The 13,285-nt window shown below is 72.7% G+C and carries 9 protein-coding genes; 4 read left to right on the forward strand and 5 right to left on the reverse strand.

Annotation, left to right across the window (positions count from 1 at the left end; genetic code table 11):
* Window positions 1-23 precede the first annotated feature (23 nt).
* On the forward strand, window positions 24-374 hold the full coding sequence (locus tag BS73_RS11685) for a winged helix-turn-helix transcriptional regulator (RefSeq protein WP_037571571.1): 351 nt from the start codon (window positions 24-26) through the stop codon (window positions 372-374).
* Window positions 375-578: 204 nt separating this feature from the next.
* Here BS73_RS11685 and BS73_RS11690 read toward each other — a convergent pair whose 3' ends face one another.
* On the reverse strand, window positions 579-3,164 hold the full coding sequence (locus tag BS73_RS11690) for an ABC transporter ATP-binding protein/permease (protein WP_037571572.1): 2,586 nt from the start codon (window positions 3,162-3,164) through the stop codon (window positions 579-581).
* Window positions 3,165-3,375: 211 nt separating this feature from the next.
* Here BS73_RS11690 and BS73_RS38185 point away from each other — a divergent pair, with 211 nt between their 5' ends.
* Both BS73_RS38185 and serB read left to right on the forward strand, forming a co-directional pair.
* Window positions 3,376-4,992, forward strand: a complete 1,617-nt coding sequence (locus tag BS73_RS38185; RefSeq protein ID WP_051939827.1) for a streptophobe family protein — start codon at window positions 3,376-3,378, stop codon at window positions 4,990-4,992.
* Window positions 4,993-5,132: 140 nt separating this feature from the next.
* Window positions 5,133-6,398 (forward strand): phosphoserine phosphatase SerB, encoded by a 1,266-nt coding sequence (gene serB / locus BS73_RS11700; protein WP_037571574.1) that lies wholly within the window; start codon window positions 5,133-5,135, stop codon window positions 6,396-6,398.
* Between the two features lie 53 nt (window positions 6,399-6,451).
* Here serB and BS73_RS11705 read toward each other — a convergent pair whose 3' ends face one another.
* The 4 genes from BS73_RS11705 to BS73_RS11715 all read right to left on the reverse strand — a co-directional run bounded on the left by BS73_RS11705 (window position 6,452) and on the right by BS73_RS11715 (window position 12,371).
* On the reverse strand, window positions 6,452-9,757 hold the full coding sequence (locus BS73_RS11705; protein WP_051939828.1) for a GH92 family glycosyl hydrolase: 3,306 nt from the start codon (window positions 9,755-9,757) through the stop codon (window positions 6,452-6,454).
* Between the two features lie 500 nt (window positions 9,758-10,257).
* The gene (locus BS73_RS11710) at window positions 10,258-10,776 is read right to left on the reverse strand and encodes a SixA phosphatase family protein (protein ID WP_037571575.1); all 519 of its coding nucleotides are present in this window, start codon (window positions 10,774-10,776) and stop codon (window positions 10,258-10,260) included.
* Window positions 10,777-10,833: 57 nt separating this feature from the next.
* Entirely contained in the window at window positions 10,834-10,956 is a 123-nt protein-coding gene (locus BS73_RS40325; protein ID WP_265736854.1) for an SGM_5486 family transporter-associated protein, read from the reverse strand.
* Between the two features lie 5 nt (window positions 10,957-10,961).
* Window positions 10,962-12,371, reverse strand: coding sequence for a CynX/NimT family MFS transporter (locus BS73_RS11715; protein WP_084704630.1), 1,410 nt, complete (start codon window positions 12,369-12,371; stop codon window positions 10,962-10,964).
* A 138-nt stretch (window positions 12,372-12,509) separates the two neighbouring features.
* On the opposite strand from BS73_RS11715, the gene BS73_RS11720 reads away from it, so the two are divergent.
* A complete protein-coding gene (locus BS73_RS11720) occupies window positions 12,510-13,214 on the forward strand; it encodes a FadR/GntR family transcriptional regulator (protein ID WP_063836966.1) in 705 nt (234 codons plus the stop codon).
* The last annotated feature ends 71 nt before the right edge of the window (window positions 13,215-13,285 follow it).

Below are 13,285 nucleotides of genomic sequence, written 5' to 3' on the forward strand. Positions count from 1 at the left end.
CGGCGGAGCCTTAGCATAGGCGCATGGCTGCTGATGCGTGCGCCGGGGCCGGAGAGGCGCTGACGAGAGTCTTCTCCATCCTCGGCAAGCGCTGGACGGGTCTGATCCTCGCCGTGCTGATGCGCCGTCAGGCGCGGTTCGCGGAGCTGCGGCGGGCGATTCCGGGGATCAGCGAGCGGATGCTCTCCGACCGGCTGACCGAGCTGGCCCAGGCGGGTCTGGTGGTACGGGAGGTCGTTCCGGGTCCACCGCTCGCCGTCAACTACCGGCTGACGGAGGCGGGGGCGGCGCTGGGGCCCGCGATGGAGGCCCTGGGGGCCTGGGCGGAGCGGCACTACTCCGCGGGGCGGGCGGCGAGGGGCTCCTGCGGGTAGCTCCGCGGGTCTCCCCCACCGCCCCGCTCTGCTCCCGCTGTCGCGGGGGCGGGCGCTGAGCCGGGGGCGCGCGGCCCCGGGGCGACGGCTGCTGGGCGGCGACTTGGAGCGCGCGGCCGGGTGAGCCCCCGTGGTGGACCGCGCGCGCAGCTCCCCGCGCCCCTTACATGCGCCTACGGCACCGCGCGCCCGCGCTCAGCGCGCTCAGCGGTTGCGCATGACCTCCGGTTCGTGGCGGCGGAGGAGGCGGAGGACGGAGAGGGCGAAGACCAGGCCCAGGCCCAGGAGCGCGGCGGCGTCCACGTACCACTGGGTGGCCGTGTGCACCCACAGGGCGTCCACCATCGGCGGGTTGTGGTGGGTGTCGTACGGCGGCATCACGTGGTTGAGGTCGGCCGTGGCGGCGAGCATGGCCACCGCCCAGCGGGACGGCATCAGCCAGGAGAGCTGCTCCACCCCGGCGCTGCCGAAGATCTGGAAGAGCGAGCCGGTGAAGACGACCTGCACGATGGCGAACATCACCAGCAGCGGCATGGTCTTCTCGGCGGTCTTCACCAGCGAGGAGATGACCAGCCCGAAGAGCATGGAGACGAAGGAGAGCAGCACCACGGCTATGGTCATCTCGATCGCCGGGGCGGACGGCACGACCAGCCCCTGCGCGGGCAGCTTGCGGATCGAGAAGTTGATCCCGCAGATGATGACGCCCTGGACGACGCTGATCCCGCCCAGCACCAGGATCTTCGACATCAGATAGGCCGAGCGGGACAGCCCGGTGGCGCGTTCCCGCTCGTAGATGACCCGCTCCTTGATCAGCTCGCGGACCGAGTTGGCGGCGCCGGAGAAGCAGGCGCCGACGGCGAGCAGCAGGAGGACGGTGGCCGCGTTGGCGTTGAACTGCTGGCCGGGGGCGACCGTGAACCCCGGTGAGTCGGGGATCAGGATCGAGACCACGCCGAGCACGGCCGGCAGGATCAGCGACAGCAGCATGAAGCCGCGGTCGGCGGCGATCACCGCGCCGTACCGCCGCACCAGGGTGACCAGCTGGGAGCCCCAGGACTGCGGTTTGGGCTTGCTCCCCCGGCGGTGCTCTATGCTCGCCGACTGCGGCGGCGTGGCCTCCAGGTCGGCGGAGTACATCTGGAAGTGGACGCTGCCGCGGTAGCGGCCGGACCAGTCGTGGTCGGGGTAGTTCTCGAAGGCCTGGAAGACGTCCGCCCAGGAGTCGTAGCCGAAGAAGTGGAGGGCCTCCTCGGGCGGGCCGAAGTACGCCACCGCGCCGCCCGGGGCCATCACCAGCAGCCGGTCGCAGAGGGCGAGTTCGGCCACCGAGTGGGTGACGACGAGCACCGTACGGCCGTCGTCGGCGAGGCCGCGGAGCATCTGCATCACCTCGCGGTCCATCCCCGGGTCGAGGCCCGAGGTGGGCTCGTCCAGGAAGATCAGCGAGGGCTTGGTGAGGAGTTCGAGGGCGACCGAGACCCGCTTGCGCTGGCCGCCGGAGAGGGCGGTGATCCGGTTCTCGGCGCGCTTCTCCAGCCGGAGTTCGCGCAGCACCTCCTCGACCCGGGCCTCGCGCTCGGCGGCCACGGTGTCCCCGGGGAAGCGCAGCCGGGCCGCGTAGCGCAGCGCGGTGCGGACCGTCAGCTGGGTGTGGAGGATGTCGTCCTGCGGGACGAGGCCGATGCGCTGGCGGAGCTCGGCGAAGTCGCGGTAGAGGTTCCGGCCGTCGTAGAGGACGTCGCCGCCGTCCGCCGGGCGGTAGCCGGTGAGCGCCCGGAGCAGGGTGGACTTGCCGGAGCCGGACGGGCCGATCACGGCGACCAGCGACTTCTCCGGGACGCCGAAGGAGACGTTGTTCAGCAGGACCTTCTTCTGGCCCTTGTGCTCGACCTCGACGGTCAGCTGGCGGGCGGAGAAGGAGATCTCGCCGGTGTCGACGAACTCCTCCAGGCGGTCGCCGACCAGCCGGAAGGTGGAGTGGCCGATACCGACGATGTCGGTCGGGCTGAGGGTGCGGGCGTGCTGCACTCGCTGGCCGTTGACGAAGGTGCCGTTGTGGCTGCCCAGGTCGGCGATCTCGTAGCCGCCGTCCGGGAGCTGGCGCAGCTCGGCGTGGTGCCGGGAGACCTGGAGGTCGGGGACGACCAGCTCGTTGTCGAGGCCGCGGCCTATCCGGACGGTGCGCATCCCGTGCGCCAGGTTGCGCACCATGCTGGGGCTGCGGACGCCGTAGACCGGGGTCATCCCGGTCTGGCCCGGGGTGACCGGGACGGGGGCCGCGACCGGACCCTGGGCCGGCCCCTGATGCGGCACCTGCGAGGGGGGCGCGGACCCCGCGGGGGCGGCGGCGGACGGACGCGCACGGTCGCGCGCGGAGACGCTCCGCGCGCCGTCCCGTGCCGCCTGCTGCGGCTGCCGTCGCGCCTGCGGCGCAGGCTGGGGACGGGACTCGGGACGCGCCTCGGGACGCGGGTGAGCAGCGGCGAAGTTGAGCCGCGGGCCGTTCTCCGGGTTGCCCAGCGCCACCACCGCGCCGTTGTCCAGCACCACCTGGGTGTGCCGCCGGCCGTCCAGGAAGGTGCCGTTGGTGCTCCCCCGGTCCTCCAGCACCCAGCCGAACCGCCCGTGGCTCACCGTGGCATGCCGCCAGGACACCCGGGAGTCCTCCAGGACCAGGTCCGACTGCGGATCCCGGCCGATCCGGTAGCTGCGCTCCGGGTCGAGCGTCAGCCGCCGTCCGGCGGCCTCCAGAACGAGCTCAGGCGCGACGGGTACTGACGATTGCTCCACGATGCGGTCCCCCGAGTAGTCCCCCCACGATTACTGGGGGCAGTTTAGGGATGGCGGCTGACAACGGAAATGATTCCAGCTCCGGCGTGGCGGCGGGAACCTGGCTCGCAGTTCGGACGGTGGATGAGCGTAGAGTCCGGACCGGACTACGCAAGCGCGCCCGGCAGCGCTGGGACGGGCGGGACAGGAACGTGCAGGGCTGGGGGGAGAGATGACGGTCTATCAGCACCGTGGTCCGTCGGGAGCGCCGGGGCCGCCGCAGGGGCGGGCCGGGTTCCGGCCGCTGCTCGCGGTCGTCCAGTCGGCGAGCGCGGCGGCCTGGGCGTTCGTGGTGATGGCGGGGATCGCCTCGCTGGGCCTCTGGCTGGTCGGCGTGGGCAGGTACGCCTCGCTCTCCGCGGCCACCGCGGCGGTGATGGCCATGGCGGTCGGCGGAACGGTCAGCCCCACCGGCGACCTCAAGGTCTTCGGGCTGGACGCGGCCGGCGCGGCCGGCGCGATCGACATCGTCCCGCTGGGCGTGACGGTGACCGGGGCGGTCACCCTGGGCTGGTTCTTCAGCCGGCCGCTGCGGCGCCGACTGACCGTCGGGGCAGGGGAGTTGGCGCTGCGCGCCGGCAGCGCGGCGGTGGCCTTCCTGATGCTGGCCGGGATCGTGGGCTGGGCCGGTGACGGGCAGATCGCCATCAAGCTGAACGATGTGCTGGGAGGGTCGGGCGGGTCCGGCTCAGGCTCCGGCGGGTCCGGCGGGTCCGGCGGCGGCCTGCTGGGCGGCCTCGGCGGTCTGCTGGGGGCGGCTCGGGGTCGGGCTCCGGCGGGTCCGGGGCTCCGGCGGCGGCTCGGCGGTCTGGGCGGGATCATCGGGCAGGTGACCGGCGCCCAGCCCACGGTCGGCTTCAAGGTCGACGTATGGGCGACGATCGGGGCCGCGCTGGTATTCGTCCTGGCGGTGCTGGCGCTGTCCCTCCTGGTCTCGCGGCGGGCCGCGGTGCTGCCGGGGACTCTTGGGCTCCTCCGCACGGGGGTGCGGCCGACGGCGTCCGCCGTGGTCAGCGCCGTGCTCTGGGCCTGTTGTGCGGGGGCGGCGGCCGGGCTGATCGACGGGGTCGCCGGCAAGGGCGGCAAGGCCGCCGTGGGCGGAGTGCTGCTCGGCACGCCGAACGGGGTCTTCCTGGCGGTGCCGCTGGGGATGGGCGTCCCCCTGCACGGCCAGTCCTCCGGGGCGCTGAGCGCCCTGCTGCCGGCGCAGGTGCGCGACCTGCTGAAGGGCGGCGGGGGCCGGGACATCACCGTCTCCGCGCTGGCCGGGATGGACGGCAGGGTCTGGCTGCTGGTGGTGGCGGTGGCGCTGCTGCTGGTCCTGATCGGGATGTTCGCGGCGGTGCGGACGCCGGTGGGCGCGGCGGCGCGGTCCCGGGTGGCCGAGGCCGCGGTGATCGGGGCGCGGGTGGGGGTCGCGATGGCCGTGGCGACGCCGTGCATGGTGGCGCTGGCGGCGGTGTCGGTCAACGCCGACGTCTCGGTCTTCGGGTTCAACGCGACCGGTGCGGCGCTGAGCATCAGCGGGAACGTGGGGCTGGCACTGGTGCTGGGACTGGTCGAGGGGGCGGTCGCGGGGTTCCTCGGGGCGCTGCTGGTGTTGCGCTTCGCGGAGGGCAAGCGGCCGGGGACGGTCTCGGCGCGGGCGGCCGAGCCGCCGCGCGGGCCGGGCTTCGAGACGCCCCCGCCCCCGCCGGCCGCGGAGCGCCCGGCGGGCAGCTCGTACGGAGCGCTGCCGCTGCCCCCGAACCTCCCTCCGGGGCCCCCGGAGGACAACCCCTACCGCTGACCGCGGAGGCGCCCTCCCCGGCGCGGCGGCCGCAGGCGCAGGCAGGGGCCGCAGGCCCAGGCAGGGGCCGGTGCCGGACCGGATGCCGGGGCGGCCCCGTGATCAGCGTGTAACCGGGACGCAGTAGCGTTGGGGTCACCATGGATGCGAATCGCACAGCGGCCGGCGACGAGACGGCCGCGCGTACCCTGCTGGTCAAGGTGTTCGGGAAGGACCGGCCGGGAATCACCTCCGGTCTCTTCCGCATGCTGGCCGAGTTCGGCGTCGAGGTCATAGACATCGAGCAGGTGGTGACCCGCGGGCGGATCGTCCTCTGCGCGCTGGTGACGCCCCCGCCGTCCGACCGGCTGCTCACCCGGGAGGGCGAGCTGCGGGCCGGCGTCCACCGCTGGGCGGACGAGCAGCACCTCCAGGCCGAGATCATCTCCGGCACCGGCGACAACCGGCCGCGCGCCGAGGGCCGCTCACATGTCACGGTGCTCGGGCATCCGCTGACCGCGACCGCGGTCTCCGCGCTGACCGCCCGGATCACCGAGGCCGGCGGCAACATCGACCGGGTGTTCCGGCTGGCGAAGTACCCGGTGACGGCCGTGGAGCTGGCGGTGTCCGGCGTGCCGACCGAGGAGCTGAGGTCGGCGCTGGCCGCCGAGGCCGCCGCGCAGGGCGTGGACGTGGCCGTGGTCCGCTCGGGGCTGGTCCGCCGGGCCAAGCGGCTGGTCGTGATGGACGTGGACTCCACCCTCATCCAGGACGAGGTGATCGAGCTCTTCGCCGCCCACGCGGGCTGCGAGGCGAAGGTCGCCGAGGTCACCGCCGCGGCGATGCGCGGGGAGCTGGACTTCGCGGAGTCCCTGCGCGCCCGGGTCGCGCTGCTGGCGGGTCTGGACGCCTCGGTCACCGACAAGGTGCGCGGGGAGGTGCGGCTCACCCCGGGCGCGCGGACCCTGATCCGCACCCTGAAGCGGCTGGGCTACCAGGTGGCCGTGGTCTCCGGCGGGTTCACCCAGGTCACGGACCACCTGCAGGAGCGGCTGGGGCTGGACTTCGCCGCCGCGAACACCCTGGAGGTGGTGGACGGGAAGTTCACCGGCCGGGTGGTCGGCGAGATCGTGGACCGGGCCGGCAAGGCCCGGATGCTGCGCCGCTTCGCCGCCGAGGCGGGCGTCCCGCTGGAGCAGACGGTCGCGATCGGCGACGGGGCCAACGACCTCGACATGCTGAACGCGGCGGGGATGGGCGTGGCCTTCAACGCCAAGCCGGTCGTCCGCCAGGCCGCGGACACCGCGGTGAACGTGCCGTTCCTCGACACGGTCCTCTATCTCCTCGGGGTCACCCGCGAGGAGGTCGAGGAGGCGGGGGTGGCGGTCGAGTCGACCACCACCCCCGCCCCTCTTGCCGCCGGCTGACCGCCGGCTGATCCGCCGGCCGAGGCGCCGGCGGATCCGCTAGGTCGCCGGCGTCAGCTGCCGAAGCCGACGGCGAAGACGTGGAGCGTCCCGCTGTCGGCGGCCGGCAGGGTCACGCTGGCCACCGTCTTGCCCGCGGTGAGCGGGAGCTTGTCCGCGAACACATAGGTGTTGACCTGGTCCCGGCCACCGCTGGCGGTGTTCCGGTACGCGGTCTTGGCCACCACCGTGTCGCCGGCCGCGGCCTGGCTGGAGCCGGCGTTCAGCGTCCAGTCCGAGAAGACCAGGGTCCCGGTCGAGGTGCTGCCGTCGGTGTAGGTGACGGTCACGGTCGCCTTGGACCCGGCCGACGGCGAGTTGGTGCCGGCGCCCAGGAAGCCGATCGAGGCCGCCCCGGCCGGAGCCGTGAAGGGGATGGTCTGCCCGGAGGTCTCGATGTTGTCGGGCTTCCCGGTGCCGCCGGGCCAGTTGTAGGTGATGCCGTCCGCGGTCACCGTGCCGCCGGTGGCGACGCCGTTGGCGGTCAGCTGGTTCTGCGAGTACGCCCAGCCCTCGTCGTCGAAGCCGCCGGTGAAGGTGGCCCCGTCGGCGTAGACCCCGGTGTTGCTCTGGTACGGCCAGAGCTCCCCCGGCTTGGCGATGTCCAGGCCCAGGACCACGCCCGGCAGGTCACCGGAGGAGGTGCTGAGCGCGATCGGGACGGAGTAGCTGCCCTCGGTCTGGCCGGCGGTTATCTTGATGTCGGCCTTGGCGGTGCCGTTCGCCGGCACGGTCAGGCTGCCGCTGGTGCTGTCCAGGGTGACGCCGCTCGGCGGGGTCGCCGTCCAGGAGACGGTCACCGGCGAGTCCGAGGTGTTCCGCAGGTTGACGCTGGAGCTGCCCTGCGCGCCCGGGGCGAGGATCAGCCCGGCGTCGCTGGAGGCGAGCACCGCCCGCGCCCCGGTCGAGTCGGAGGGCGGCACGGCGGACGGGTCCGAGCCCCAGGAGGTGTTCGGGGTGGAGCCGAGGCCGTAGTCCATGGTCCCGCCGTTGGCCAGGGAGGCGTAGCTGAGCCACGGCTTGTTCCAGGCCTTGCCGTTGACGCTGAGGGACTGGACGTACGGGCTGCCGGTGGCCGCGGCCGGGGCGTTGATGTTCAGCGTGCCCTTGCCGGTGGCGACCTTGGCGACCGGGAAGACCGGGCTGCCCAGGGCCAGGGTGTCGGTGCCCGGGGTCTCCGGGTACATCCCCAGCTCGGACCAGACGTACCAGGAGGACATCGCGCCCAGGTCGTCGTTGCCGAAGGAGCCGACCGGGGCGTTGAACCACAGCTTCTGCTGCACGTCCCGGACCACCTGCTGGGCCTTCCACGGCTGGCCGGTCCAGTCGTACTCCCAGGGGATCTCCAGGGAGGGCTCGTTGGACATGTCGGCGTTGGTGGAGGACGGGTTCGTCAGGTCGGTGAACAGGCTGTCCAGGTAGCTGTTCCAGGCGTCGTCGCCGCCGCGGGACTTGATCAGGCCCTCGATGTTGAACGGGATCATCGGGGTGTACTGGGCCGAGGTGCCCTCGACGAAGCCGTTCGAGGTGCCCGGGGTGAAGCCCGGCGCGAAGGCTCCGCTGGCCAGCTTCGCCTGGAGGTAGCCGCTCTGCGGGTCGAAGACGTTCTGCCAGTCCTGCGCCCGGCTCGCGAACTTCTGGTAAGTCCCCTGCTGGCCGAGCGACTTGGCGAGGGCGGCGATGGCGTAGTCGGCGGTGTCGTACTCCTCCTGGGTCGAGACCGGGCCGTAGAAGTTGCAGCAGCCCCAGTTCGAACCGTCGATCGGGAGGTAGCCCTTGGCGTCCCTGACCGCCTCGCCGGGGCGGTCGTTGTTGCTGTGGGTGGCCTGGTAGGCCATCGCCTGGAGGGCGTGCGAGGTGTTGAAGTTCCGGGCGCCGAAGGCGTACGCGTCGGCGATGATCCCGTCGGCCGGGTCACCGACCATGACGTAGCTCTCGCCGTTGTTCTGCGCCCACTTCGGCAGGATGCCGGTCTGGTCGTAGCCGTTGAGCATCGAGGTGGCCACGTCCGAGGCGACGGTCGGGTCGACCATGGCCATCAGCTGTGTCTGCGACCGGTAGGTGTCCCAGCCGGAGTAGTTGGCGTACTGCGCGTGCTGCCCCTTGGCCAGAGTGTGGGTCTGGTGGTCCATTCCGGCGTACTGCCCGTTGACGTCGGAGAACACATTGGGGTGCAGCAGCGCGTGGTAGAGCGCCGTGTAGAACTGCGTCTGCTGGTCGGTGCTGCCGCCGCCGACCCGGATCCGGCCGAGCTCCTTGTTCCAGGCGTCGTGGGCGGCCTGGCGCACGGAGTCGAAGGTCTGGCCCTTCAGCTCGGTGGTGCGGTTGAGGGTCGCGTTGGCGTCCGAGGTGTAGGAGATGCCGACCTGGGCGGTGACCGTGCTGCCCGCGGCGAAGCCGAGGTAGACCCCGTTGGCGCCGGTGACCGGCGGACTGCTGGGGGTGGTCGAGCCGCTGCCGTGGAGGGTCGGCGAGGTCTGGCTGGGGACGGTGAAGTGCTTCTCCCGCAGCGCCGGCTTGCTGGTGCTCGCCGTCGGGGTGCTCTGCTGCGGGCTGCCCGCCTTCAGCGCGGTGGCGTTCGAGTTGACCGTCGTACCGGTCCAGGTACCGCTCTTGGTGAACGACTTGTCGAACTTGATATCGAAGTGAAGGGTGTAGGTGTTGCTCGCCCCGCAGAAGTGACCGCTGTCGATGGCGCCGGTCACTTCGTTGTCGCCGACGATCTGCGCGCGGGTGCCGTCTATCTTCGTGGCGCCGCCGCTGAGTTTCAGCAGCAGCTGGGCCGGGGTGCCGGCCGGGAAAGTGAAGCGGCCCACGCCGGCCCGGGTGGTGGTGGTCAGCTCAGTGCCGACCCCGGCATTGTCGGTGAGCTTGTAGTACCCGGCCTTGGCGGTCTCGTTGTCGTGCGAGAAGCCGACCGAGGTGCTGCCCAGGTTCCCGGAGAGGTCACCGGTCCAGGGCAGGATCGGCAGATCGCCGCCGGCCCCGCAGCCCGGCCCGGAGATGTGGGTGAGGCTGTAGCCCAGGTACTTGCTGTCGTTGTATTCGTAACCGCCGCCGGACGGGCGGTCGGGAGTGGTGTCCGGGCTCCACTGGAGCATTCCGTACGGCATGTCGGCGCCGGGGAAGGTGTCCACCGCGCCCGAGGTGCCGATGATCGGGTTGACCAGGGAGGCCGGGTCGCTCACCAGGGCCGGGGCGGCCGCCTGGGCCGGGCCGGCGGCGAGCGCCTGGGCCGAGAGGACTCCGACCGCCAGCGCGGACACTCCGGCCAGCGCGGTCTTCAGCCTTGACGACGGTGCACGTGCTGGTCTTGCCATCGCGTTCTCCTGTCGACGACGTGGGGCGGCCTGACAACGTTGTCCGCCTCTGGGAGACGTGTGGCCGACGTTGCCGGGGATCGCCATCGAGCAGTGAACGACAAGCAGTGACACAGTGTCAACACAACTGGCACGCAAGGTTCCTTATGCCCCGTCAGTTCCGGATCGGTTCCGGCCCTGCCCCCGCGCGGGGACGGCGCCGGAGCGGCAGGTCAGCGGCGGGGCAGCGAGTGGGCAGCGGCGATCCGGAGGAGGGCGCGGGCACAGCTCAGAACCGCGGAACCCGAGCACAGCCCCCTACGGCAGCGCACCCGGCGACGGCGTCCGAGTCGTCGCTCGGAACTCCGTTGCCGGGTGCGGCGGAGTGGGGTGGGTGTCCGGTCTCGGACACGCGGCGGAGGCGCGGAGGCCGCCGGGGCCGTCGTGGGGGTGACGGAAGTCCTGGGGTGACGGAAGTCGTGGGGCCGCGGAAGTCGTGGAGGTCGCGGCCCGCGCCCCCGTCAGTCCTTCGGGGTGTAGAAAGTGGTGAGCCGGGCGGAGCCGGGCTCCACGGACTTCCAGGAGCCGTCGTGCTCCAGGACGGCCACCGCCGCCGTCGGGAAGCCGGTCTGCCGCAGCCGGCCGAGCGCCTCCGCCTCGGCCTCGCCCGCGAGCACCTCGGCCAGCCCCTGCACCCCCGGGTTGTGCCCGATGACCAGCACGGTGCCGACGTCCTCCGGGGTCTCCTGGACCACCGTGATCAGCTCGCCCGGGCTCGCCTCGTAGAGCCGCTCGTCGTACACCGTGCGCGGCCGGTGCGGGAGCTCGTGGGCGACCAGCTTCCAGGTCTCCCTGGTCCGTTCGGCCGGGGAGCAGAGCGCGAGCTCCGGCTCGATGCCGGAACTCGCCAGCCAGCGGCCCGTATTGGGGGCGTCCCGGCGACCGCGGTCGGCGAGCGGCCGCTCCTGGTCGGGCACCGAAGGCCAATCCGCCTTCGCGTGCCGGAGGACGATGATCCTTCGGGGCGTATCGACGCTCATGCCGACAGCTTCGCAGAAGAAGCACGGTCACGGCGAGCGCGGCCGCCCGTCGATCGGCTATCCCATATTCGAGGCGATGGTCGCGATGATCGCGATCACGACGAAGATCCCGATGATGGTGGCGAAGACCAGGAGCAGCTTCCGGTTGCCGCCGGTCGGGTTCGGTTCGAGCACTGGCATGGCGGCTAGTCTGCCACCGTCGCCTCGTCCTCCACATACCGGGGGCGCCCGGCGAGCCAGCCGGCCACCGCCTGCGGGAGGAGCAGCACGGCCATGAAGGCCAGCGGCACCGTCCAGCCGCCGGTGTGCTGGTAGAAGACGCCGACGAGCATCGGCCCCGGTATCGAGATCAGATAGCCGACGGACTGCGCGAAGGCGGACAGCTCGGCCACCCCCGCCTGCCCCCGGGCGCGCAGCCCGATCATCGTCAGGGCGAGCGGGAAGGCGGAGTTGGCCAGGCCCGCGAGCAGCGCCCAGAGGACCGGGACGGAGGCCGGCGCCAGCCACAGCCCGGCGTAGGCGACCAGTCCGGCGGCGGCCAGCAGCACGACGAACGGCCCCTGGTCGGGCCGCCTGGCGGCGAGCGCGGGCAGCACGAAGGAGAGGGGCGCGCTGACCGCCATGGTGATCGCCAGCAGCAGGCCGGAGTAGGCCGCGGAGACCCCGGCGTCCTGGTAGATCTGCGGCAGCCAGCCCATGGTCACGTAGGCGGCGGTGGCCTGGAGGCCGAAGAAGACGGCGAGGAACCAGGCGGTGCGGGAGCGGGTCACGCCGATCCGGGTGCGACCGGCCCGGATTTCACCCGTACGGGTGGTCGTCGAAGCGGCCCCTGACGCCGGATCAGGGCGGCGAGGGGTGCGGGCGCGGGGCCGGGCGCCGTCGCGGACGCGCGGGATCCAGGCCAGTACCGCGACCGCCGCGGGGATCGCCCACAGCGCGAGCCCCGGCTGCCAGTTCCCGCCGAGGGCACCGGTGAGCGGGACGGTCGCCGCCGCGGCCGCCGCGGTGCCGGCCGACAGCGCCATCGAGTAGACGCCCGTCATCGGGCCGATCCGGTCCGGAAAGAAGCGCTTCACCAGCACCGGCATCAGCACGTTGCTGACCGCGATGCCGGCCAGCGCTACCGCGCTGAGGAGGAGGAAGACGGGGGTGTTCGGGGCCAGCGACCGGGTCGCCAGACCGGCCGCCACGGCGACCATGCCGAGCAGCACCGTCGCGGCCGGGCCGACCCGGCGGGCGACCATCGGCGCCAGCACGCCGAAGAGCGCGAAGCAGACCGAGGGCACCGAGGTGAGCAGCCCGGCGACGGCGCCGCTCATCCCCAGGGAGTGCCGGACCTGGTCGAGGAGGGGGCCGAGGCTGGTCACCGCCGGGCGGAGGTTGAAGGCGGCAGCGATCATCGCCAGGGCCGGCAGCCAGGTGCGGGCGCGCCGGCCGGCTCCGCCGGCGGGTCCGCGGACGCTCCCGCGGACGGTCCCGCTGGCAGGGACGGAGTGGGGGCGCGGCTCGGATCCGCGTTCCGCGACGGACTGCTCGGGGTGATGGTCGACGTGGTGCTCGGGGTGGTGGTCGGCGTGGTGGTCTGTCTCGGCCATACCGGCCATCATAGAATCATGGGACGAATCCTTGTCCAGTGCGATCTCCAGCGCGATATCCAGCAGGATGTCCCGTGCGATGCCGCGAGGGGCCGAGGAGTGGTCCTGGAGAGTCCGAGTCCTGGGAGTGGAAGACCGATGGCACTGAGCTCCGCCCGGCGTACCCGGCTGGCCGACGAGGTGATCGCCCAGCTGCGCGCGCAGATCGCGTCCGGAGAGTGGCCGGTGGGCTCGCGGATCCCCACCGAGCCGGAGCTGGTCGAGCAGCTCGGGGTGGCCCGGAACACCGTCCGGGAGGCCGTCCGGGCACTGGCGCACAACGGGCTGCTGGACATCCGACAGGGCTCGGGCACCTATGTCCGGGCCACCAGCGAACTGGCCGGGGTGATGCACCGGCGGTTCGCGGACACGGACATGGCGCAGGTGGCCGAGCTCCGCTCGGTCCTGGAGGCCTCGGCGGCGCGGCTGGCCGCCGGGCGCCGCACCGCCGCCGACCTCAAGCTGCTCGACGCGGCCCGGGAGCGGCGGGAGACCGCCTGGCGGTCCGGCGATCCGGAGGCCTTCGTGCAGGCGGACGCGGCGCTCCACCAGGCGGTGGTGGCGGCCGCCCACAACGAGGTGCTGAGCGCGGTCTACGCCGACCTGGGCGAGGTGCTGCGCGCCCATCTGCGCTTCGACGTCGGCTCCGAGCTGCGTCCGGACCGGTACGTCGAGCACGATGGCCTGGTCGAGGCGGTCCGCGGCGGGGACGGGGAGCTCGCGGCCCGGGAGGCGACCCGGGTCACCCGCGGCTGGCGGGAGATCGCCGAGCGCGCAGGGGAGGATCCTGACCCTCGGTCATGACGGCCGCCCGCGACGGGAGTTCCGTTACCGAACGTTCACGGCTTTGGCATGTACTCGACCTTCCGGGGGCG

The sequence above is a fragment of the Phaeacidiphilus oryzae TH49 genome (genome assembly GCF_000744815.1).
Classification (GTDB): Bacteria; Actinomycetota; Actinomycetes; order Streptomycetales; family Streptomycetaceae; genus Phaeacidiphilus; species Phaeacidiphilus oryzae.